The sequence below is a fragment of the Sphingomonas sp. CFBP 13714 genome (assembly GCF_014842205.1).
Lineage (GTDB): Bacteria > Pseudomonadota > Alphaproteobacteria > Sphingomonadales > Sphingomonadaceae > Sphingomonas > Sphingomonas aerolata.
Genome location: NZ_JACYVG010000002.1, coordinates 385726 through 406688, shown reverse-complemented (window position 1 = coordinate 406688; position 20963 = coordinate 385726). Strand labels below are relative to the sequence as shown.

Genomic DNA, 20963 nt, shown 5'->3' with positions numbered 1-20963 from the left:
GAAACGCACCCGTTGCAACCGCGCCGCGCATGCGGCACGGGGACGCCACCGCCTGCACGGAAGGTCCCGCTTGGCCCGCAAGTTTCTCTATTTCGTCACCGCGATGATCGTCCTCGCGATCGCCGCGTTGCTCGCCTATCGCCTGTTCGGGACCGAGCTGATGCGGATCGCGATGGTCCCGAGCGAGACGTTCCAGGCGCAGCGCAAGGCGCCCGCGAACATCTATGCGCGCAAGATCCTGTGGCTCGCGCGCCCCGATCGCCCCGGCAATCCCGCGCTCTGGACACCCGAAGGCTATGCGCCCGGGACCCCGGGAACGGGCGCGGCGATCTTCTTCATCCACCCGACCTCGTACATCAGCCGCGACCACTGGAACGCGCCGATCGACGATCCCGAGACCAATGCCCGTGCCGAACTGTTCCTGCGCGGCCAGGCGAGCGCGTTCAACGGCGCGGGCGACATCTGGGCGCCGCGCTATCGCCAGGCGACGTTCGGCGCGTTCCTGACCAGCGAGGCCGACAGCGAACGCGCGCTCGCGCTCGCATACGGCGACGTCACCGCCGCGTTCGACCGGTTCCTCAAGGAAGCCGGCCCGACCCGCCCGATCATCCTCGCCGGACACAGCCAGGGCGCGCTCCACCTCACCCGGCTGCTGCGTGACCGGATCGCGACCGACCCGAAGCTGAAGGCGCGGATCGTCGCCGCCTATGTCGTCGGCTGGCCGGTCTCGCGCGTCACCGACCTGCCGCGGATGGGCCTGGCCGAATGCCGCAGCGCCGACCAGACCGGCTGCATCCTGTCATGGGAAAGCTTTTCCGAGCCCGCCGATCCGTCGCTCGTCGTCGAGACCTATGACCGGACCACCGGGTTCGACGGGCAACCGCGCAAGGGCACGCCGATGATCTGCACCAACCCGCTGACCGGCACCGCCGATGCCAGCGCGCCCGCGACCGCCAATCTCGGTACGCTCGTCCCCTCCGCCGACCTGTCGAGCGCGACGCTGTCGGTCGGCAACGTGCCCGCGCGCTGCGGCGACCGGGGTATCCTGCTGATCGGCGAGGGCCCCGATCTCGGGCCTTACGTGCTCCCCGGCAATAACTACCACGTCTACGACTATCCGCTGTTCTGGGCGAATGTGCGCGCCGACGCCAACCGCCGTCTTGCGGCGTTCACGCGATGATCACGCTCTCCCCCGCGCAGTTCCGTGATGCGCTCCCGAATGGCGGACGGCTGATCGGCCTCGACGTCGGCACCAAGACGATCGGCACCGCGCTCTGTGATGCCGGCTGGAGCTTCGCGAGCCCCGCTTCGCTGATCCGCCGCACCAAGTTCCAGAAGGACAAGGCCGCGCTCGCCGAGATCATCACCGCGCAGAAGGTCGTCGGGCTCGTCATCGGCCTGCCGATCAACCTCGACGGCAGCGAAAGCCCGCGCTCGCAATCGACGCGGGCGTTCGCGCAGAATCTGAAGGACATGGGGTTGCCGATCCTGCTCCAGGACGAACGCTGGTCGACCGTCGCGGTCACGCGCACGCTGATCGAACAGGACGCCAGCCGCGCCAAGCGCGCCGAACTGGTGGACAAGATGGCGGCGGCGTACATCCTTCAGGGCGCGATCGACGCGCTGGTGACCGCGCAGATCTAGCGCGTTAACCGTGTCTTTGGAGGTTCCGTGGAAAAGCGGGCCGATGCCAAGGTCGACGATCACGCGACAGGACGCCCCGCCTCCCGGATCATGGTGGTCGACGCCGTGGTTCGCCGTTCTGATCAGCCTGACGCTCGCGGTGCCGCTGCTCCGGCCCGCGGTTGCGCCATTGATCGACATTTACGGGCATCTGGCGCGCTTCGCCATCGACGCCCGGATCGATAGCTCGCCCTATTTTCATCAATGGTTCGCAGTTCAGTGGCGCCTGTCGGGCAATCTCGGCATGGACCTGCTCGTCGCTGCGGCCGAACCCTTGCTTGACGTGGTCGAGACGACGAAGATCGCCTTGATCGCGGCGGCGGTGCTGACCGCGGCGGGTATGCTCGCCGTCGCGAAGGAAGCGCATGGGCGGATTCCGCCCAGCGCGTTCTTCGCGCTTCCGCTGACCTTTGGCATGCCGTTCCAATATGGCTTTCTCAACTACACGCTCTCGATCGCCTTCGCCTTTCCGCTGATCGCGCTGTGGATGCGGCTGGGTCGCGGCCGCCGCGATCGCCTGCGCACGGCGGTATTCCTGCCGCTTGGGCTGCTCCTGTGGGTGACGCATGTCGCCGGCTGGGGTGCGTTCTGCGTCGCGGTGTTCGCGATCGAGTTGGTGACCGCGCGTCGCGCCGGTCGAGGCTGGCCGCGCGCGATCTGGAGCGCCGGGCTGGCGTGCCTGCCGCTCGCCGTCCCGATCGTCATCATGCTGGCGCAGTCCGGCACGGCATCGGCAGGTGTCGCCCAGTGGTTTTCCTGGTTGCTCAAGCTGTTCTTTGTCGCTGCCATATTGCGCGACCAGCATCTCGGCTTCGACATCGCCAGCGTGATGCTACTCTATGGCCTCGTGCTCTGCGGGTTGCGGGGCGCCGGGTTTCGGATGGAAGCGCGGCTGGCCTGCGCCTCGGGGCTGCTGTTCTGCGTGTTCCTGCTGATGCCGGGAATGGTCATGGGATCGTCGTTCACCGACATGCGGCTGCTGCCCTGTGCGCTGGCTCTCGCGATCCTGTCGCTGTCGCCGACCACGACGAGCCACCGGCACCTGACCATGATCGCGATTGCTGCGCTCGCCTTCCTGGGCAGCCGGCTGGCGGCTCAGACCGTCAGCTGGGCGCGCCTCGAGGATCGCCTCCAGGACCAGCTTGCCGCGATCGACCATATCCCGCGCGGCAGCCGGGTCGTCGCGCTGGCTGATCTGCCGTGCGAGACGCAATGGACCAGTCGCCGCATGGATCATCTGGGGATGATGGCGATCGTCCGCCGCGATGCTTTCGTCAACGGGCTCTGGGACATCCCGTCCTCGCAGTTGCGCGTCCATCGGCCAGAGGCCGGCGGCTTTGTTTATGCCGGCAGCCAGGCGCTCTTTGCCCCCGGCTGCCGTTATGACGAAGGCTATGATCTGCAACGCGCGCTGGCCACGATTCCGTACGCCGCATTCGACTTCGTCTGGCTGATCGATACGCCCCGCGTGAAATGGCCGACCGACGCCCGGCTGCGCCTGGTATGGTCGACCGATCGCGGCGCCTTGTACCGGATTGTCCACCGCGCATCCGAATAGCGTCGGATCGAGGGCATCCGCCACGCTGACCGCAAAGCCAAACCTTGCCCCCGCCGCCGCAGCCCACTACCCAGCGCGCTTGATGCAACGTTCAGATCACCGCCCCGCCACCCTCATCGAGGGCGGCGCCGTCTTCCCGCACCGGCACCTGACCGGGATCGACGGGCTCCAGCCGCACGAGATCGCGTTCCTGCTCGACGAGGCCGAAACCTGGGTCGAGGCGAACCGCACCCATGCGACGCCCGACAAGCGGCTCGCCGGGCTCACGCAGATCAACGCGTTCTTCGAGAACAGCACGCGAACCTTGTTGTCGTTCGAGATCGCGGGCAAGCGGCTCGGCGCCGACGTCGTCAACATGCACGCCGCGCAGTCGAGCGTGAAGAAGGGCGAGACGCTGATCGACACCGCGATGACCTTGAACGCGATGCGCGCCGACGTCATCGTCATCCGCCACATGGCGAGCGGGGCGGTGCGGCTGATCGCCGACAAGGTCGACTGCCCCGTCCTGAACGCAGGCGACGGCCGCCACGAACATCCGACCCAGGCGCTGCTCGACGCGCTGACGATCCGCCGCCGCCGCGGGTCGATCGCGGGGCAGCGCGTCGTGATCTGCGGCGACGTGCTGCACAGCCGCGTCGCACGCTCGAACATCCTCGCACTCACCGCGCTCGCCGCCGAAGTCCGCGTCTGCGCACCGTCGACGCTGATGCCCGCGGCAATCCACAAGATGGGGGTTACCCCGTTCACCGATTTCGATGCCGCGCTGGAGGGCGCCGACGTGGTCATGATGCTGCGCCTGCAGAACGAGCGGATGGACGGCGCGTACGTGCCCTCCACGCGCGAATACCGGATGCGCTACGGGCTGACGCTCGAACGGCTCGCGCGCGCGGCGCCCGATGCGCTGGTGATGCACCCCGGGCCGATGAACCGCGGCGTCGAGATCGATTCGGCGGTCGCGGATCATGCCCGGTCTGCGATCACCGAGCAGGTCGAGATGGGCGTCGCGGTGCGGATGGCCTGCCTCGACGTGCTGACCCGCCGGGCGCGCGGCGTGGAGGGCTGGGCATGATCCTCGCGCTCACCAATGCGACGCTCGTCTGCCCGGTCGGCGGCATCACCAAGGGCAATCTCCTGATCCGCGACGGCGTCGTCGTCGCGACCGGGCTGGTCGAGATCCCCGCGGATGCGCAGACGATCGACTGCGCGGGCAAGACGCTCGCCCCCGGCATCGTCGATCTCGGCGTGGCGCGGATCGACCGCGCCGCGTTCCGCGCGGGCGGGATCGTCCGCGTCGGGCTGATGCCCGACCAGTCGCCCGTGCTCGACGATCCCGGCATCGTCCAGCGCGCCGCGCTGATTGGCAAGCCCGACCTGTGGATCCACCCGATCGCCGCGGCGACGCAGGCGCTGGCCGGGCATGACCTTGCCGAGATGGCGGTCTGCCTGTCGGCGGGCGCGCGCGCGGTCGGCACCGGCAAGGGCTGGATCGCCGACAGCGGCGTCATGCACCGCGTGCTCGCCTATGCGCGCGACCTCGACATCGCGGTCGTCACGCATGCCGAGGACGGCGGACTGACCGCGGGCGCCGTCGCGACCGCCGGCGAGACCGCGACCCGGCTCGGCCTGCCCGCCGCCCCCGCGATCGCCGAGGCGCTCGCGATCGCGCGCGACCTGATGCTGGCCGAGGACACCGGTGCGCGGCTTCACATCCGCCAGGTGACGACGGCGGCCGGCTTCGACCTGATCCGTGCAGCCAAGCGCCGCGGCGTGGCGGTGACCTGCGGCATCACGCCCGCGCATCTTCATCTGTCCGACATCGCGGTCAGCGACTTCCGCAGCTTCGCGCATCTCTCGCCGCCGCTCAGGAGCGAATCGGATCGCCAGGCGGCGCTGGCGGCGGTCGCCGACGGCACGATCGACGTGATCTGCTCGGCGCATGATCCGCGCGGACCCGAGGAAAAGCGCCTGCCCTTCGCCGATTCGAGCGCCGGGATGGCGGGAGCCGAGACGCTGCTGCCGCTCGCGCTGATGCTGGTGCGCGACGAACGGGTGACGCTGTCGCGGTTGTTTACACTGCTGAGCCGCAACCCGGCCGCGGTGCTCGGGCTCGACACCGGGACGCTCGAGGTCGGCAAGCCCGCCGATCTGCTGCTGTTCGATGGTCAGGCGCCGTGGCAGATCACCGGCGACACGTTCGCCGCCAGCGCGAACAACACGCCGTTCGACGGCCTGCCGGTGCAGGGCAAGGTGCTCCGCGTCTGGAAAGGCGGCCGCGAGATCTGACGGGCATTGCGCGTCGGATCTCGCCTGTCATTCAGCGGGTCGCGACCTCGACGCCGCCGCCGCGCAGCCACTGCGCCATCTGGTCGCCGGCCCCCTGCCGGACGAAGCACGCGCCGCCGGTCGCGCGGTAGCGCCGGCACACCTGATTGGCCTCGTCGCGGCCGAACCCGCCGACCGATAGGCGGTAATAGGCCTCGCCGTTCGTCCTGAACGCCATGCCGTTGGGCTGGCGGCCGGAGAAGCCGTCGAAGCGACGCGTGGCCTGGCTCCAGGCGGCCCTCGCGACGCCGGCATTGTCATAGGCGCCGATCTGGACATACCAGTCGCCCGTCCCTGCCGAGATCGCGCGCACGCCGCGTTGCGCACGCGCGGCGAGCACGGCGCCCTCGCTGCGGCTGGCGAGCATCGTCGGCGTGCCGCCGGGCAGTGCCTGAACGACCTCGCGCGGCGCGGCGAAGGTGATCCGCGACGGGGCTGGAGTCGATCCCGCTTCGGCCAGAGCGACGGGCCGCGCGCTGCGTTCGACCGCGGCCAGCGCCTCGATCGGCGAGACCGTCGGCATGAGCGGTGCGCGGTTGAGCGCGAGTGCGGCGGGCTGGCCGGCATCGGCGACCGCGCGCACGCCGAGCAGGCCGGCGACCTGATCATATGACGTCGTCGGCTGAGCGAAACGGGCCCATTGTTCGAGCCTTGCATCGACCTCGGTCGGCGCGAGATCGGCGGCGGCAACGACCCGCGCGGCCTGCCACTGGCCCGCCAGCGCCAGCGCGAGCGCCAGGTTCTGCCGGGCCTTCGCATTGCTTTCGGACGAGCGTGCGACCTCGGTCAGCAGCCCGATCGCGCCGCCGGCATCGCCCGCCAGCGCCAGCGCGAGGCCACGATCGCTCGGCGGTATGATCGATGCGTTGCGTTCGAGCGTCTCCCGCGCGCCCTGCGTGTCGCCACCGGCGATCTGCGTCAGCGCCAGGTTGAGCGCCGCCTTCCCGTCCGCCGGCGACAGCGCCAGCACATCGGCAAACCCCTGCCGCGCCGAGGTGAACCGCCCCGCCTGGAGATAGCCCTGTGCAAGCAGCAGCCGATACGCCGCCGATTGCGGCATCATCGCCACCGCCGCCTCGGCGAAATAGACCGCGGCGCCGCCATCGTGCCGGGCCAGCGCGACCTCTGCACGGTGCGCGTTCACCGCGCCCGCCTTGGCTTCGAGATCGGCGTTGCGATCGCTCGCCGAGGCGAGGCCGCGGCCGGTCTCGCCCGCGCTGCACCCGACCATCGTGCCGCCCAGTACAAGGGCCGACAGCCCCATCGAAAGAAGGATTCGTGTCGTCATCGGCTATGATCCCACCGGTTCATTTCGGGGCCCTGGTCACGGGAAGCTGCGCAACGAGCGCGTCGACCTCGGGCAGATTTTGGAGAAAGGCATCGAGCGCGAGCGTCACCAGGTGTTGCGACGAATGCCGCGTCATCGCACTCGCCAGCCGCAGCCGGACATGACGGTCGCTGTCGAGGCGGAGCGTGAAGGCGGCCTTGCCGTTGCGCGTTCTGGTTGCGCTCTCGCGTGCGATCCGGCGTGCGGTCGCAACCGTCACCGACGTCACAGGAGCGGCATCTTCCTCGACCGGTACGACAGCGGCCGTACCGAGCGCGAGCGGTCGCATTGCCGGGCGGGCGTCGCCTTTGCGCGCCAGAAGCGACGCCGACAGCGAGCCCAGCGGCTTCGGCACGTCGGCCGATTCGGGATGCGGCTGAACGGGCGGGCGGGCGGGCATCGCGCTCATCCGACCACCCGCCGGCCGAAGCCTGGCGCGGGCCCGCGCTGCCCGAACCCCGCGCCTGCGTTCGGCACGCTGAACACCGTGCGCCGGAAATTCTTTTCGAGGCGGTCAGTGACATAGGTCCAGAGCGCTTCGATCTCCGCCGCGGACTTGCCCTTGGGATCGACCTCCATGACCGTGCGGCCGTCGATCATCGAAGCGGCGAAATCGGTGCGCTGGTGGATCGTCATCGGCGCGACGGTGCCGTGCTGAGAGAGCGCGACGATCGCCTCGGCCGTGATCCGCGCCTTGGGGGTCGCTGCATTGACGACGAAGATCAGCGGCTTGCCCGCGCGATCGCACAGATCGACGGTTGCGCCGACCGCGCGCAGGTCATGCGGGCTCGGCCGGGTCGGGACGACGATCAGCTCGGCGATCTGGATCACCGTCTGGATCGCGACCGTGATCGACGGCGGCGTGTCGATCACCGCGAGCTTGAACCCCTGCTGGCGAAGAATTTCGAGATCGGCGGCGAGCCGCGCGACCGTGGTCTGCGCGAGCGCCGGCGCCTCCGCCTCGCGCTCGTTCCACCAGTCGGTCAGCGACGCTTGCGGATCGATATCGATCAGCACGACCGGCCCCTGCCCGGCGCGCTCCGCCTGGACCGCGAGATGCCCGGACAGAGTCGTCTTTCCCGACCCGCCTTTCTGCGATGCCATCGCCAGAACGCGCATAAGCCCCCTTACGTCTCGTCAACCAAGGCCCGCGATGCCATGCCAGCGGATAAGAAGCGGTTAACGCGTGGTTCCCAAGCCGTTACGACGACATGCCGCACCCCCGCACCCGACCGACGCACGGCTTAACCCGATCTTTGCCTTCGCCGGGCTATCGCGACATGACGATCATCATTTGGCTTTAACGAGGTACTCGATGCGCAACCTGATTCTGGGCGCGGCGGCGACGGTAGCGGCGCTGGGCGCGGTGCCGGCCGCGGCGGACGTGAAGGCCGGCGTCGATGCTTGGAGCCGCGGCGACTATGCGATCGCGATCGACCAGTGGCGTCCGCTCGCGATCGCGGGCGACGCCGATGCGCAGTTCAATCTCGCCCAGGCCTATAAGCTCGGCCGCGGCGTCACGCTCGACCCCGCGCTCGCCGAAAGCTGGTTCCGCAAGGCGGCGCTGCAGGGTCATGTCCAGGCGCAGGACAATTACGGCCTCGCGCTGTTCCAGGCCAACAAGAAGGCGGACGCGCTGCCCTGGCTCGAAAAGTCGGTGGCGCGCGGCGAACCGCGGACGCAGCTCGTGCTCGGGACGATGTTGTTCAACGGCGACGCGGTCCCCCGCGACTATCCGCGCGCCTATGCGCTGATGTCGCGCGCGAGCACGTCTGGATTGCAGTCGGCCTCGCAGACGCTGGCGCAGATGGACCAGTATATCTCCCCCGAAGACCGCCAGCGCGGCACGGCGCTCGCCGAACGCTATGCCGCGCAGGAAAAGATCGCGCGGTCGGGCCTGTCGCCCGCGTCGTCGCCGCCGATCTCGGCTACCGGCCCTGCTAGGCCCGCTCCCCGGCCGGTGACGCCGGTCGCGCGCACCACGGTTCCCGCCTCAACCGTGTCCCCCGCGCCGGTGCCACAGCGCGCTGTGCCGGAGCGTGCTCCCGCCCCTGCCCCACACGCCGCGGCCAGGCCGGCGCCGAAACCCGTGCCGAAGCCGGTGGCCGGGTCGGGAAAATGGCGGATCCAGCTTGGCGCGTTCCGCGATCGCGGCAATGCCGAGACGCTGTGGGCCAAGGTCAAGGGCAGGCTGGGAGGAGCGCAGCCCAGCTATGTCGCGGCGGGACCGGTGACGCGGCTGCAGGCGGGCGGGTTCGCCAGCCGGGCGGACGCGACGCGCGCCTGTGCTGCGTCGGGCCAGCCCTGCGTCATCGTCGCCCCCTGACGCATCCCGACACGCCCGGCGTTCAGCCGCGCCGGCTCGGGATCCAGCTCGTGTCGCGTTCCAGACTTTGCGGCAACGCGGCGAGGACCGCCAGCGCGTCGCGGTCGTCGATCGTGATGACCCCGCGCCGCCACGTCGCGATCCCCGAGGTCCGCAGCTGGCGCAGCGTCCGGTTGACATAGACCGGGGTCAGCCCGGTCATGTCGCCGATATCCTCCTGCGTCAGCGGCACCGGCACGACATTCTCGATCGTCGGATCGTTTCGCCGCAGCCGGGTGCGCAGCTCAAGGATCAGCGCGGCGATCCGACTCGCCGCGCTGGTCCGCCCGATCGACGCCAGCCGCTCCATCAGCACGACGCGCTCCTGCTGCGAGACGAGGAACAGCAATGCCGCGAGCCGCGGGTTGCTGCTGAACACCTGCCCGATCGCCGCGGTCTCGATCACGCCGAGCTTCGCCGCCGAGACGGCTTCGATCGTGTCGCACGCGGTCGGGGCGGCAAGGCTCGGCATCCCGACCAGATCGCCGGGCAGATGAACCTTGACGATCTGCCGCGCGCTCTCGCCGACGATGATGCTGCACGCAACCCAGCCGCTCAGCAGTATATAGACCTGTGGGTCAGGTTCCCCCTGCATCCGCAGGATCTCGCCACGCTTCAAACCGATCGTTGGCCCGGCGAGCCGGCGGAAGGTATCAATGTCGTCGTCGTCCGCACAGGTGAACGCCTTGAAGCGCTCATAGTCCCAGCCAGCATCCATTCGTCTCAGCCAATCAATCGCAAGTCTTTGGCATCGACCCCTAATTTTTGGATACAGCTTAGCAAGCCGGGATATGGCGCAGTGGCTTAACCTGGATTACCAAAGAGGGACTCGGTGGCTGGAAACGCGCTTGACGGCGCTCATTCGGTCACCCAGGCGGCGCGCGGCAGGCCCTGGGCGTAGAGCAGAGCGGTCAGATCGCCATGGTCGATCCGTGCCGCCGCGGCTGCCGCGACGATCGGCTTGGCATGATAGGCGACGCCCAGCCCCGCTGCCTCGATCATCGCGAGGTCGTTCGCGCCGTCGCCGACGGCGAGCGAATGTTCGACCGCGATCCCGTGCTCGGCTAGCGCGGCGTGCAGCGTCGCCAGCTTGGTATGCGACCCGACGATCGGCCGAGCGACCCGCCCCGTCAGCGTACCGTCCGCAATCTCCAGCACGTTCGCGATCGCGACGTCGAACCCGATCGTCCGCGCCACCGGCTCGGCAAAGCGCGTGAAGCCGCCCGACACGAGCACCGCCTTCGCGCCGCGCGCGCGCATCGTCCGTACCAGCGCCTGCGCACCCGGCATGATCGTGACCCGTTCGGCGAGGCAGCGTTCGATGTCGCTCTCAGCCAGCCCCTCAAGCAGCGCGACGCGCGCATCGAGTGCCGCCTCGAAGTGCAGTTCGCCGCGCATCGCGCGCTCGGTGATCTCGGCGATCTGCGGCTTTATTCCCGCATAGTCGGCGAGCTCGTCGATGCACTCGACGGTGATCATCGTCGAATCCATGTCCGCGATCAGCAGTGCCTTGGTCCGGGTCAGGCTCGACTGCACGACCACATCGGTTTTGCCGAACGCCCCCTCGAGCGCGGTCCGCGCCGCGTCGGGCGCCATGCCGAAGATCAGGTCGGCGGCGTCACCTTCGTCGATCCAGCCGCTCGCACCCGGCGCGCAGCCGGCGTCGCGGAGCCGGTCCATCGCGGTCGAAATATCGCCTGCGGTCAGCGTGCCCGAGGCTATAAGCGTTGCCGTGAACATAGAACATCTCCCGAAGGTCGCGCTCATCGCAGGGCCGACCGCGAGCGGCAAGTCCGCGCTCGCGCTTGCCATTGCCGCGCGCCACGACGGCGTCGTCATCAATGCCGATTCCGCGCAGGTCTATGCCGATCTCCGGATCCTCACCGCGCGTCCTTCGGCCGAAGAGGAAGCCAGCGCCCCGCACCGCCTGTTCGGCCATGTCGACGCCGCCGACGCGACCTATTCCGCCGCACGCTGGGCCGCCGAGGCGACGCGCGCAATCGACGAAGTGGTGGCGGAGCGCAGACTGCCGATCCTGGTCGGCGGCACCGGGCTCTATATCCGCACGCTGCTCGACGGCATTGCCCCCGTCCCCACGATCGACCCCGATCTGCGCAAGCAGGTCCGCGCGCTCCCCGTCGCCGAGGCGCATGCAGCCCTCGCTCTGCTCGATCCGCCCGCCGCCGCACGGCTCAACGCCGCCGACACCACGCGCGTCGCGCGCGCGCTGGAGGTGGTCCGCGGGACCGGCCGCACGCTCGCCGACTGGCAGACCGAACGGTTGGGCGGGATCGGCGACCGGCTCGACGTCCGCGCGCTGATCCTGATCCCCGACCGCGACTGGCTGAACGCGCGCATCGACCAGCGCTTCGCCGAGATGGCCGAGACCAGCCAAGCGGAAGTTACCGCACTCCTCGCCCGCATCGACATCCCGCAGGACGCGCCGATCCGCCGCGCGATCGGCGTTCCCGAGATCGCCGCGCTCGTCCGCGGGGAAAACTCGCTGGCCGAGGCGATCGCCGCCGGATCGCTTGCCACGCGGCGCTATGCCAAGCGGCAATATACTTGGCTTCGCCACCAACCGCCGGCCGCCTGGACGCGCACGGACGCGCTCGATTTTCCAACGCGCTCACAGCAATTTGAAACTATATTGCTAAAATGATGTTTGACACGCATCTTTTATATCGGTAGCCGCCCCCTCCACGAGGCGCTAAAGGCGGCGCATTCGAAAGGATTTTGACGTGATGACCGAGAAGAGTGGAGCCGATATCCTGATCGAGGCGCTGTGCGATCTCGGCGTGGAGGTCGTGTTCGGCTATCCGGGCGGTGCCGTGCTGCCGATCTACGACGCGCTGTTTCGCAGCGGCCGGATCAAGCACATCCTGGTGCGCCACGAACAGGCCGCGACGCATGCGGCAGAGGGCTATGCCCGCTCGACCGGCAAGCCCGGCGTGGTGCTCGTCACCTCGGGGCCCGGCGCGACCAATGCAGTCACCGGGATCACCGATGCGCTGATGGATTCGATCCCGATGGTGGTGATCACCGGCCAGGTGCCGACCGCGCTGATCGGTACCGACGCGTTCCAGGAGGCCGATACCGTCGGCATCACGCGCCATTGTTCGAAGCATAATTATCTCGTGAAGGACCCGGCCAAGCTCGGCGGGGTGATCCACGAGGCGTTCCACATCGCCACCTCGGGTCGTCCAGGGCCGGTGGTCGTCGACATCCCCAAGGACGTGCAGGTCGCGACCGCGCGCTATGCGAAGCCCGGCCCGATCCAGCACAAGACCTATCGCCCGCAGGTTAAGGCCGACCAGTCGCAGATCGAGCAGCTGGTGGACATGCTTGCCGCGGCCGAACGCCCGATCCTGTACACCGGCGGCGGCATCATCAATTCGGGCCCGGCCGCGAGCCAGCTGCTGTGCGAGCTCGTCCGCATCACCGGCGCACCGGTGACGTCGACGCTGATGGGTCTCGGCGCCTATCCTGCGAGCGGCGAGCAGTGGCTCGGCATGCTCGGGATGCACGGCACGTACGAGGCCAACATGGCGATGAACCAGGCCGACCTCGTCGTCGCGCTCGGCAGCCGGTTCGACGACCGCGTGACCGGACGGCTCGACGCGTTCAGCCCGAATTCGCGGAAAGTGCATATCGACATCGATCGATCGTCGGTGAACAAGACCGTGCGCGTCGATCTCGGCATCATCGCCGATGTCGGCCATGCGCTCGAGGACATGGTGCGGATCTGGAAGAGCCGTCAGCATCCCAAGCCCGACACCACCGACTGGCAGCGGCGGATCGCCGGCTGGCGTGCGGTCAAGTGCCTCGACTTCCCCGAGAACGACCCGAACGAGATCATGCCGCAGCGCGCGATCCGGGCACTGTTCGACGCGACCAAGGCACGCAACCCGATCATCACGACCGAGGTTGGCCAGCACCAGATGTGGGCCGCACAGCATTTCGGCTTCGAAAAGCCGAACAAATGGCTGACCAGCGGCGGTCTCGGCACGATGGGCTATGGCCTGCCCGCCGCGATCGGCGCGCAGCTCGGCAATCCGAACGCGCTGGTGATCGACATCGCCGGCGAGGCGTCGATCCAGATGAACATCCAGGAGCTGGCGACCGCCACCCAATACCGGTTGCCGGTGAAGATCTTCATCCTCAACAACCAGTATATGGGCATGGTCCGCCAGTGGCAGGAGCTCACCTATGAGAGCCGCTATGCCGAGAGCTATTCGGATTCGCTGCCCGATTTCGTTCGGTTGGGCGAGGCTTATGGCTGGAAGGGCATCCTAATCGAGACGCGCGACCAGCTCGACAGCGGGATTGCGGAGATGCTGGCCCATGACGGCCCAGTGATCGTCGATTGCCGCGTGTCGCAGCTGACCAACTGCTTCCCGATGATTCCGAGCGGTGCTGCGCATACGGACATGATCCTTCAGGCGAACGAAGTGTCGGGCACGATGGACGACGAAGCGAAGGCACTGGTTTGATGCATATTTCCCAGGAAAAGGCCGAGCGGCATACGCTCGCCGTGATCGTCGACAACGAGCCGGGCATCCTCGCCCGGATCGCCGGCCTGTTCACCGCGCGCGGCTATAATATCGAGAGCCTGACCGTGTCGGAGATCACCGCCGACAAGGCGGTCAGCCGCATCACGATCGTCACCAGCGCGTCGCCCGCGACGATGGAGCAGATCCTCGCACAGCTCGACCGGCTCGTCCCCGTCCACAAGGTCACCGACCTGACCGCGCAAGGCGCGCATGTCGAACGCGAGCTGGCGCTGGTCAAGGTGCGCGGCACCGGCGACCACCGGATCGAAGCGCTGCGCCTGGCTGACGTCTATCGCGCCCGCGTGGTCGATGCGACGACGTCGAGCTTCGTGTTCGAGGTGACCGGCGGGATCGACAAGATCGACAAGTTCGTCGAACTCATGGGCGAAGTCGGCCTGATCGAAGTCGCCCGCACCGGTATCGTCGCGATCGCCCGCGGCAAAGAGCCGGCCTGAATTTACCTGTCATCCTGACGAACGTCAGGACCCAGAACCACGAACGGCGCCGCCTGGAACCCTGGGTTCCGGCGTTCGCCGGAATGACGAAAGAAGGAAGAATATAATGCGTGTCTATTACGATCGCGACGCCGACCTGAACCTGATCACCGACAAGAAGATCGCGATCGTCGGTTACGGCTCGCAGGGCCATGCGCACGCGCAGAACCTGCGCGATTCGGGCGTCAAGGACGTCGCGATCGCGCTGCGCGAGGGCTCGCCGACCGCCAAGAAGGCGATCGAGGCGGGCTTCGCGGTCAAGTCGAACGCCGAGGCGGCGGCCTGGGCCGACATCGTCATGATCCTCGCACCCGACGAGCATCAGGCCGCGATCTACGCGACCGATCTGCACGACAACCTCAAGCAGGGTGCGACGATCGCGTTCGCACACGGCCTGAACGTCCATTTCGGCCTGATCGAGCCGCGCGCCGATCTCGACGTCATCATGATCGCGCCCAAGGGCCCCGGCCACACCGTGCGCAGCGAATATGTCCGCGGCGGCGGCGTCCCCTGCCTGATCGCGATCGACCAGGACAAGTCGGGCAACGCGCACGACATCGCGCTCGCCTATGCCTCGGGCGTCGGCGGCGGTCGCTCGGGCATCATCGAGACCAATTTCCGCGAGGAATGCGAGACCGATCTGTTCGGCGAGCAGGCCGTGCTCTGCGGCGGCATCACCCACCTGATCCAGGCCGGGTTCGAGACGCTGACCGAAGCCGGCTACGCCCCCGAAATGGCCTATTTCGAGTGCCTGCACGAGACCAAGCTGATCGTCGACCTGCTCTATGAGGGCGGCATCGCCAACATGCGCTATTCGATCTCGAACACCGCCGAATATGGCGACATCACCACGGGTCCGCGGATCATCACGTCCGAGACCAAGGCCGAGATGAAGCGCGTGCTGGCCGACATCCAGTCGGGGCGCTTCGTAAAGAACTTCATCCTCGACAACCGTGCGGGGCAGCCCGAGCTGAAGGCGGCGCGCAAGCAGGCGCTGGCGCATCCGATCGAGAAAATCGGCAGCGAGCTGCGCGGCATGATGCCGTGGATCGGGAAGAACGCGCTGGTGGATAAGGCGAAGAACTAAGGCCGGTATTCGCCGCCTTCCCTACGCTCGTTCGTGCTGAGCGACGTCGAAGCACCCCGCTTGGGGCAGGCCCTTCGACTGCGCTCAGGGCGAACGGGGGGGGTATTTGGCCACCGATAAGGGGCCGCTGCCCCCCAATCCGTCCCCTACCGCTCCACCCCGGCGAAGGCCGGGGCCCAGTTGGAAAGGCCGGAGTAACGAAGCGCCGTCTTCCGTTACCACCGTCCCCCAACTGGGCCCCGGCCTTCGCCGGGGTGGTGGCGTTTTTGGGGGGTAACCGCTCTCCTTCCCCCCCCTCCGACCCAAATCCGAAACACAGCGTTGGCATAACGTCATTTGACGCGCTCCCTCCGCTCGGCCAGCATCGCGCGTTCAACAGGAGACCCCGCATGCGCCTAGCCCTAGCCACCATCCTCGCCCTCACCGCCGCTCCCGTATTGGCGCAGACCGCCGCCGTCCCCGGCGCCCCCGTCAAGGCGCGCGTCGCCGCCGGCACCTATGCCGTCGACGCCAACCACACCCAGGTGACGTGGCAGCTCAACCATATGGGCTTCTCGATGCTTGAGGGGCAGCTCGGCGCGTCGGGTGGCAGCATCACGATCGATCCGGCCAAGCCGAACGCGACCAAGGTCGAGGTCAATTTCGCGATCGACCAGCTGTCGGTCACGTCCGCGCCGTTCGCGGGCCATCTGAAGTCGAAGGACTTTTTCGACGCCGCGACCTACCCGACTGCCAAGTTCGTCTCGACCAAGGTCGTCGCGACCGGTGACAAGGCGACCATCACCGGTGATCTTACACTCAAGGGCGTCACCAAGCCGGTCGTGCTGCAGGCGACGTTCGTCGGTGCGGGCGCGAACCCGATGAACAAGAAGCTGAACTTCGGCTTCCGCGCGACGACCTCGATCAAGCGCAGCGATTTCAACATCGGCGCCTATGCCCCCGTCGTGTCGGACAAGGTCGACCTGACGATCAACGCGGCATTCGCTGCGCAATAATACGTACGCCGACCCTATCGCGCTGGACATTTACCGTGTCCGCGCGATAGGGAGGACGCAATGTCTCACGGTCGCCTTCTGCTGCTTCGACTTACGCGCCCTTAGGCGCGCCGATCGTTTGCGTGGTGGCCAGCCCCCGCGCCTCGCGCCTAAGGGCTGACCCGAACGCTCCCGATCACGAGAGACACGAGCCATGCTGCGCGACCCATCGACCAAATACCGACCCTTCCCGCAAATCGACCTGCCCGACCGCCAATGGCCGTCCAAGACGATCGTCACGCCGCCACGCTGGCTGTCGACCGATCTTCGCGACGGCAATCAGGCGCTGATCGACCCGATGGATGCCGAGAAGAAGACGCGCTTCTTCGACCTGCTCTGCAAGGTCGGCTTGAAGGAGATCGAGGTCGGCTTCCCGAGCGCGGGCGCGACCGAGTTCGATTTCATCTCAGGCCTCGTGAAGACCGGCCGCATCCCCGACGACGTGTCGATCCAGGTGCTGACGCAGTCGCGCCGCGACCTGATCGAGACGAGCTTTGCCAGCCTCGTCGGTGCGAAGACCGCGATCGTCCACCTCTACAATGCCGTATCGCCCGCATGGCGCAAGATCGTGTTCGGGATGGACCGCGCACAGGTGAAGCAGATCGCGATCGACGGCGCCAAGGTGCTGCGCGACGAGGCCGCCAAGCAACCGAACGTCCGCTGGCAGTTCGAATATTCCCCTGAGACCTTCTCGACCGCCGAACTCGAGTTCAGCCTCGAGGTCTGCGAGGCGGTGATGGACGTCCTGATGCCGACGCCCGAAAACCCGATCATCTTCAACCTGCCCGCCACCGTCGAATGCGCGACGCCGAACATCTATGCCGACCAGATCGAGTGGTTCGGCCGCCATATCCGCAACCGTGACTCGGTGGCGATCAGCCTGCACACGCATAACGACCGCGGCACCGGCGTCGCCGCCGCCGAACTCGGCATGATGGCGGGTGCGGACCGCGTCGAGGGCTGTCTGCTCGGCAATGGCGAGCGCACCGGCAATTGCGATCTCGTGACCGTCGCGCTCAACATGTACACGCAAGGGGTGGATCCGAAGCTCGACCTGTCGGACATCGACGCGGTCGTGAACACGGTCAACTACTGCACCAACATCCCCGTCCATCCGCGCACGCCCTACGCGGGCGACCTCGTTTTCACGGCATTTTCTGGCAGCCACCAGGACGCGATCAAGAAGGGGTTCGCCGCGCAGGAAGCGAAGAACGACACATTGTGGGAGGTCCCCTATCTCCCGATCGACCCCGCCGATCTGGGCCGCAGCTACGAGGCGGTGATCCGCGTCAATTCGCAGTCGGGCAAGGGCGGCGTCGCCTGGGTGATCGAGCAGGACAAGGGGCTGAAGCTGCCCAAGCGTCTCCAGGCCGATTTCAGCCGTCATGTGCAGGCCTATGCCGACGAGACGAGCCGCGAGCTGAATGCGGCGGATATCTGGCAGCTGTTCGAACGGACCTATTTGCCGCACGCCGACGACCGCGTGGAGCTGCGCGACTATGAGGAAAGCGGCACCGCAGGGCAGCGCGTCTTCATCGGTCGCGTCGCGATCGATGGCGAGGAACGGTCGATCTCGGGGCGCGGCAACGGGCTGATCTCGGGCGTGATCGCGGCGATCGCGGAGTCGACCGGCCCGACGCTCGACGTGGTCGATTATAACGAGCACGCGATCGGCCATGGTGCGGATGCGCAGGCGGCGGCCTATGTCGAATGCCGGACCGCGGCGGGCAAGACGGTGTTCGGCGTCGGCATGGACACCGACATCGCCACCGCCTCGGTCCGCGCCGTCCTCAGCGCCGCCAACCGCGCCTGACACCCGGAAGGGCGGCCACCGGTCAAGCCGGTGGCCGTTCTATCAGGCGAGCTTCGCCAGCAGCGTCTGTGCCGCCTTTTCCGACGAGGCGGGGTTCTGCCCGGTGATCAGCAAGCCGTCCTCGACGACATGCACGCCCCAGTCGGCAGTCTTCGAGTACTTGCCACCCTGCTGCGCGAGCATGTCCTCGACGAGGAACGGCACGATATCGCTGAGCCCGACCGCCGCCTCTTCGCTGTTGGTGAAGCCGGTGACCGTCTTCCCCTTCACCAGCGGCGAGCCATCGGCCGCCTTCACGTCGCGCAGCACGCCGGGCGCATGACAGACCAGCGCGACGGGCTTGCCCGCGCCGATGGTCGTCTCGATCAGCGCGATCGACGCCGGGTCGTTGGCCAGATCCCACAACGGGCCGTGTCCGCCCGGATAGAACACCGCGTCGAAATCGGCGATCTTCATCTCGGACAATTTCCGCGTGTCGGCGAGCGCTGCGCTGGCCTCCGCGTCCCCCTCGAACCGGCGCGTCGCATCGGTCTGCGCGTCGGGCTTCGCGCTGCTCGGATCGAGCGGCGGCTGGCCACCGGCCGGCGAGGCGAGCGTGATGGACGCGCCGGCATCCTTGAACACATAATAGGGTGCGGCAAGCTCTTCGAGCCAGAAGCCGGTCCTGCGGCCGGTATCGCCGAGATCGGCATGCGAGGTAAGGACGACGAGAATGTTCACCATAAGTCTCCGAATGAGGGGGTTATGGGCAGGGAACGAGCCGGCGCCGGGATCGGCGCCGCTCATGGGCACCAAATGCGCCCGGTCGTGGGACTATTGCCTCCACTAGATCGCACGCTCCCGCACGATCCGGCACCCGATCGCGGCATCGGGGTAGATGTCGGTCTTCATCGTCTCGACCTCGACCCGCCTCACCCGCGCGTCACCCAGGCACAGCGCCGCAATCGCCTCGCACAGCGTCTCCTGCAAGGCGAACGGACGCTCCGCCGCCATCGCCAGGATCCCGGCGCGGACGAAGTCGTAATCGAGCACCTCGCCGATCGCGTCCTCGCCAAGCGGCCCCGGATATACGACCGTCATCTCGACCGAGACGACCACGCGCTGCGGCGCCACCTCGTGCGGATAAATGCCCAGCCGCATCATCACCTCGAGCCCGTCGAGGATCGTCGTGAACTCAGCCATTGCGCTCCCCATGATGCCGGTCGAACATCACATCGCCGTCGCGCGCCAGAAACCGCTGCCCGCAATCGACGAACAGGTTCTGCCCGGTCACGCCCTTCGCACCCAGCAACCACGCGACTGCATCGGCGACCGCCTTCGCCCCGACCGGGCGCTGGAGCAGGTTGTCGCTCGCCACTGCCTCGAATTCCGCGGCGGTCTGGTCACCGCTCGGCAGCGTCAGCCCTGGCGAGACCGCGTTGACGCTGATCCGGGGGCCCAGCGCCTGCGCCAGCATCACCGTCGCCCCCTCCAGCGCGATCTTGCCGCAGCTATAGGAGAAGAAATCGGGGTTCAGGTTGACGACCTTCTGGTCGAGCAGATTGACGATCGCGCCGTCACGGACATCCTCCTGCGACGCCAGCGCCGAGGCGAGCAGCACCGGCGCGCCGCAGTTGATCGCAGCGAGCTCGGCGAATAGCGCAGGATCGACCGCGGGCGGTCGATCGAACGCGAACTTCGATGCGCAATTGACCAGCCCGTCGATCGGACCGCCGATCGCGCCCCGCGCCGCCGCGAACAGATCGCCGACCCCGTGCAGATCGCTCAGATCACCCTCGACCGCCGCCGCGCGGCCGCCGGTCGCGACGATCTCGTCGACCAGCGCCGCGGCCTCCTTGGGCGAGTGCCCCTGATGCACGACCACCGCATGCCCGTCCGCCGCCAGCCGCCGGACGATCGCGGCGCCCAAGCGCTTCGCCCCGCCGGTGACCAGGACGGTTCGGATCATGCGCGCGCGCCCATCAGCGACAGCACCTCCTTGCGGCTGCGCTCATCCTCGCGGAACACGCCCATCATCCGGCTAGTGACCATCGTCACCCCCGGCGTCCGCACGCCGCGCGCGGCCATGCAGGCATGCGTCGCCTCGATCACGACCGCGACGCCCTGCGGCTTCAGCTGCTCCCAGATGCAGTCGGCCACCTCCGCGGTCAGCCGCTCCTGCACCTGCAACCGGCGGGCAAAGCCGTGCAGCACGCGCGCCAGCTTCGAGATGCCGACGACATGGTTGCGCGGCAGATAGGCGATGTGCGCCTTGCCGATGATCGGCGCCATGTGATGCTCGCAGTGCGACTGGAACGGGATATCCTTCAACAGGACGATCTCGTCATATCCGCCGACCTCCTCGAACACGCGTTCGAGATGCCGTGCCGGATCATCGCCATAGCCCGCGCAATATTCCTTCCACGCGCGCGCGACCCGGCGCGGGGTGTCGACCAGCCCTTCGCGCGTCGGATCGTCGCCGGTCCAGCGGATCAGCGTCCGGATCGCCGCCTCGACCTCCTGCGGAACGATCAGCTTGCCATCCGGGCCGACGGCCGGCTCGGCATCGGCAAAAGGCGTTTCGGCGATCATCACAGCGCTCCATCATTCCGCCAGGCCGGCGTGCAAGGTCCTCGGTACGAAAGCCCGACCGAGGTATCATAATATCGACAATATCGCAGCGGACTCCCGCCCGCCGCGCGCCATGCGGCCGTCCGCGGCCCGAACACAAGGGCCACATCATATCGC

The 20963-nt window shown here is 67.8% G+C and carries 21 protein-coding genes; 12 read left to right on the top strand and 9 right to left on the bottom strand.

All coding sequences use genetic code 11. The features are described from left to right. The first annotated feature begins 70 nt into the window (after positions 1–70). The 5 genes from IFT54_RS06315 (at position 71) to IFT54_RS06295 (ending at position 5524) form a co-directional block, all read left to right on the top strand. Entirely contained in the window at positions 71–1180 is a 1110-nt protein-coding gene (locus IFT54_RS06315; protein WP_192069990.1) for a DUF3089 domain-containing protein, read from the top strand. Beyond that, positions 1177–1644: a Holliday junction resolvase RuvX gene (gene ruvX, locus IFT54_RS06310; protein WP_192069989.1), complete on the top strand. Its 468-nt coding sequence runs from the start codon at positions 1177–1179 to the stop codon at positions 1642–1644. Before IFT54_RS06315 ends, ruvX begins: the two co-directional genes overlap by 4 nt. Before the next feature lie 43 nt (positions 1645–1687). Further along, complete coding sequence (locus tag IFT54_RS06305) at positions 1688–3241, top strand: hypothetical protein (protein ID WP_159511171.1); 1554 nt, start codon at positions 1688–1690, stop codon at positions 3239–3241. Positions 3242–3323: 82 nt separating this feature from the next. Next, positions 3324–4310 (top strand): aspartate carbamoyltransferase catalytic subunit, encoded by a 987-nt coding sequence (locus tag IFT54_RS06300; RefSeq protein ID WP_056680280.1) that lies wholly within the window; start codon positions 3324–3326, stop codon positions 4308–4310. Beyond that, entirely contained in the window at positions 4307–5524 is a 1218-nt protein-coding gene (locus tag IFT54_RS06295; protein ID WP_192069988.1) for a dihydroorotase, read from the top strand. Before IFT54_RS06300 ends, IFT54_RS06295 begins: the two co-directional genes overlap by 4 nt. Before the next feature lie 31 nt (positions 5525–5555). Here the strand turns inward: IFT54_RS06295 and IFT54_RS06290 are convergent, their stop codons facing one another. Genes IFT54_RS06290 through IFT54_RS06280 form a run of 3 tightly spaced genes read right to left on the bottom strand, consistent with a single transcriptional unit; the run spans position 5556 to position 8009 of the window. Continuing rightward, positions 5556–6851, bottom strand: coding sequence for an SPOR domain-containing protein (locus IFT54_RS06290; protein ID WP_192069987.1), 1296 nt, complete (start codon positions 6849–6851; stop codon positions 5556–5558). A gap of 19 nt (positions 6852–6870) precedes the next feature. Further along, on the bottom strand, positions 6871–7299 hold the full coding sequence (locus IFT54_RS06285) for a hypothetical protein (protein WP_446740661.1): 429 nt from the start codon (positions 7297–7299) through the stop codon (positions 6871–6873). Continuing rightward, entirely contained in the window at positions 7296–8009 is a 714-nt protein-coding gene (locus IFT54_RS06280) for a ParA family protein (RefSeq protein ID WP_031441008.1), read from the bottom strand. The genes IFT54_RS06285 and IFT54_RS06280 overlap by 4 nt, the downstream gene beginning before the upstream one ends. A gap of 196 nt (positions 8010–8205) precedes the next feature. Between IFT54_RS06280 and IFT54_RS06275 the strand changes: the two genes are divergently transcribed. Next, the gene (locus IFT54_RS06275; RefSeq protein WP_192069986.1) at positions 8206–9216 is read left to right on the top strand and encodes an SPOR domain-containing protein; all 1011 of its coding nucleotides are present in this window, start codon (positions 8206–8208) and stop codon (positions 9214–9216) included. 22 nt (positions 9217–9238) lie between these two features. Here the strand turns inward: IFT54_RS06275 and IFT54_RS06270 are convergent, their stop codons facing one another. Further along, positions 9239–9973, bottom strand: coding sequence for a Crp/Fnr family transcriptional regulator (locus tag IFT54_RS06270; RefSeq protein ID WP_192069985.1), 735 nt, complete (start codon positions 9971–9973; stop codon positions 9239–9241). A gap of 140 nt (positions 9974–10113) precedes the next feature. Then, positions 10114–10995 carry a phosphoserine phosphatase SerB gene (gene serB / locus IFT54_RS06265; RefSeq protein WP_192069984.1) on the bottom strand — a complete coding sequence of 294 codons (882 nt, stop codon included), beginning with the start codon at positions 10993–10995 and terminating at the stop codon, positions 10114–10116. On the opposite strand from serB, the gene miaA reads away from it, so the two are divergent. The 6 genes from miaA to leuA all read left to right on the top strand — a co-directional run bounded on the left by miaA (position 10988) and on the right by leuA (position 18236). After that, positions 10988–11917 carry a tRNA (adenosine(37)-N6)-dimethylallyltransferase MiaA gene (gene miaA, locus IFT54_RS06260; RefSeq protein WP_192069983.1) on the top strand — a complete coding sequence of 310 codons (930 nt, stop codon included), beginning with the start codon at positions 10988–10990 and terminating at the stop codon, positions 11915–11917. The genes serB and miaA overlap by 8 nt on opposite strands. Before the next feature lie 82 nt (positions 11918–11999). After that, complete coding sequence (locus IFT54_RS06255; RefSeq protein WP_037530175.1) at positions 12000–13748, top strand: acetolactate synthase 3 large subunit; 1749 nt, start codon at positions 12000–12002, stop codon at positions 13746–13748. Then, a complete protein-coding gene (gene ilvN / locus IFT54_RS06250) occupies positions 13748–14263 on the top strand; it encodes an acetolactate synthase small subunit (RefSeq protein ID WP_031395186.1) in 516 nt (171 codons plus the stop codon). The genes IFT54_RS06255 and ilvN overlap by 1 nt, the downstream gene beginning before the upstream one ends. Before the next feature lie 106 nt (positions 14264–14369). After that, entirely contained in the window at positions 14370–15389 is a 1020-nt protein-coding gene (gene ilvC / locus IFT54_RS06245; RefSeq protein ID WP_031439771.1) for a ketol-acid reductoisomerase, read from the top strand. Positions 15390–15778: 389 nt separating this feature from the next. Then, the gene (locus IFT54_RS06240; protein ID WP_056405452.1) at positions 15779–16384 is read left to right on the top strand and encodes a YceI family protein; all 606 of its coding nucleotides are present in this window, start codon (positions 15779–15781) and stop codon (positions 16382–16384) included. Between the two features lie 193 nt (positions 16385–16577). Beyond that, complete coding sequence (gene leuA, locus IFT54_RS06235) at positions 16578–18236, top strand: 2-isopropylmalate synthase (protein ID WP_192069982.1); 1659 nt, start codon at positions 16578–16580, stop codon at positions 18234–18236. A gap of 42 nt (positions 18237–18278) precedes the next feature. Here the strand turns inward: leuA and IFT54_RS06230 are convergent, their stop codons facing one another. The 4 genes from IFT54_RS06230 to folE form a co-directional block, all read right to left on the bottom strand. Next, positions 18279–18956: a DJ-1/PfpI family protein gene (locus IFT54_RS06230; protein ID WP_192070145.1), complete on the bottom strand. Its 678-nt coding sequence runs from the start codon at positions 18954–18956 to the stop codon at positions 18279–18281. A 105-nt stretch (positions 18957–19061) separates the two neighbouring features. After that, the gene (locus IFT54_RS06225) at positions 19062–19418 is read right to left on the bottom strand and encodes a dihydroneopterin aldolase (RefSeq protein ID WP_031395191.1); all 357 of its coding nucleotides are present in this window, start codon (positions 19416–19418) and stop codon (positions 19062–19064) included. After that, a complete protein-coding gene (locus IFT54_RS06220; RefSeq protein ID WP_192069981.1) occupies positions 19411–20184 on the bottom strand; it encodes an SDR family oxidoreductase in 774 nt (257 codons plus the stop codon). Before IFT54_RS06220 ends, IFT54_RS06225 begins: the two co-directional genes overlap by 8 nt. Then, entirely contained in the window at positions 20181–20807 is a 627-nt protein-coding gene (folE, locus tag IFT54_RS06215; protein WP_081874053.1) for a GTP cyclohydrolase I FolE, read from the bottom strand. The genes IFT54_RS06220 and folE overlap by 4 nt, the downstream gene beginning before the upstream one ends. Between the last annotated feature and the right edge of the window lie 156 nt (positions 20808–20963).

Bases quoted from the DNA above. Each gene is read 5' to 3' on its own strand.
- ilvC (WP_031439771.1), top strand. From the start codon at position 14,370: ATGCGTGTCTATTACGATCGCGACGCCGACCTGAACCTGATCACCGAC.
- folE (WP_081874053.1), bottom strand. From the start codon at position 20,807: ATGATCGCCGAAACGCCTTTTGCCGATGCCGAGCCGGCCGTCGGCCCG.
- IFT54_RS06240 (WP_056405452.1), top strand. From the start codon at position 15,779: ATGCGCCTAGCCCTAGCCACCATCCTCGCCCTCACCGCCGCTCCCGTA.
- IFT54_RS06270 (WP_192069985.1), bottom strand. From the start codon at position 9,973: ATGGATGCTGGCTGGGACTATGAGCGCTTCAAGGCGTTCACCTGTGCG.
- IFT54_RS06300 (WP_056680280.1), top strand. From the start codon at position 3,324: ATGCAACGTTCAGATCACCGCCCCGCCACCCTCATCGAGGGCGGCGCC.
- IFT54_RS06290 (WP_192069987.1), bottom strand. From the start codon at position 6,851: ATGACGACACGAATCCTTCTTTCGATGGGGCTGTCGGCCCTTGTACTG.
- ilvN (WP_031395186.1), top strand. From the start codon at position 13,748: ATGCATATTTCCCAGGAAAAGGCCGAGCGGCATACGCTCGCCGTGATC.
- IFT54_RS06275 (WP_192069986.1), top strand. From the start codon at position 8,206: ATGCGCAACCTGATTCTGGGCGCGGCGGCGACGGTAGCGGCGCTGGGC.
- IFT54_RS06295 (WP_192069988.1), top strand. From the start codon at position 4,307: ATGATCCTCGCGCTCACCAATGCGACGCTCGTCTGCCCGGTCGGCGGC.
- IFT54_RS06225 (WP_031395191.1), bottom strand. From the start codon at position 19,418: ATGGCTGAGTTCACGACGATCCTCGACGGGCTCGAGGTGATGATGCGG.
- IFT54_RS06280 (WP_031441008.1), bottom strand. From the start codon at position 8,009: ATGCGCGTTCTGGCGATGGCATCGCAGAAAGGCGGGTCGGGAAAGACG.
- IFT54_RS06255 (WP_037530175.1), top strand. From the start codon at position 12,000: ATGACCGAGAAGAGTGGAGCCGATATCCTGATCGAGGCGCTGTGCGAT.
- leuA (WP_192069982.1), top strand. From the start codon at position 16,578: ATGCTGCGCGACCCATCGACCAAATACCGACCCTTCCCGCAAATCGAC.
- IFT54_RS06220 (WP_192069981.1), bottom strand. From the start codon at position 20,184: ATGATCCGAACCGTCCTGGTCACCGGCGGGGCGAAGCGCTTGGGCGCC.
- serB (WP_192069984.1), bottom strand. From the start codon at position 10,995: ATGTTCACGGCAACGCTTATAGCCTCGGGCACGCTGACCGCAGGCGAT.
- ruvX (WP_192069989.1), top strand. From the start codon at position 1,177: ATGATCACGCTCTCCCCCGCGCAGTTCCGTGATGCGCTCCCGAATGGC.
- IFT54_RS06305 (WP_159511171.1), top strand. From the start codon at position 1,688: ATGCCAAGGTCGACGATCACGCGACAGGACGCCCCGCCTCCCGGATCA.
- IFT54_RS06285 (WP_446740661.1), bottom strand. From the start codon at position 7,299: ATGAGCGCGATGCCCGCCCGCCCGCCCGTTCAGCCGCATCCCGAATCG.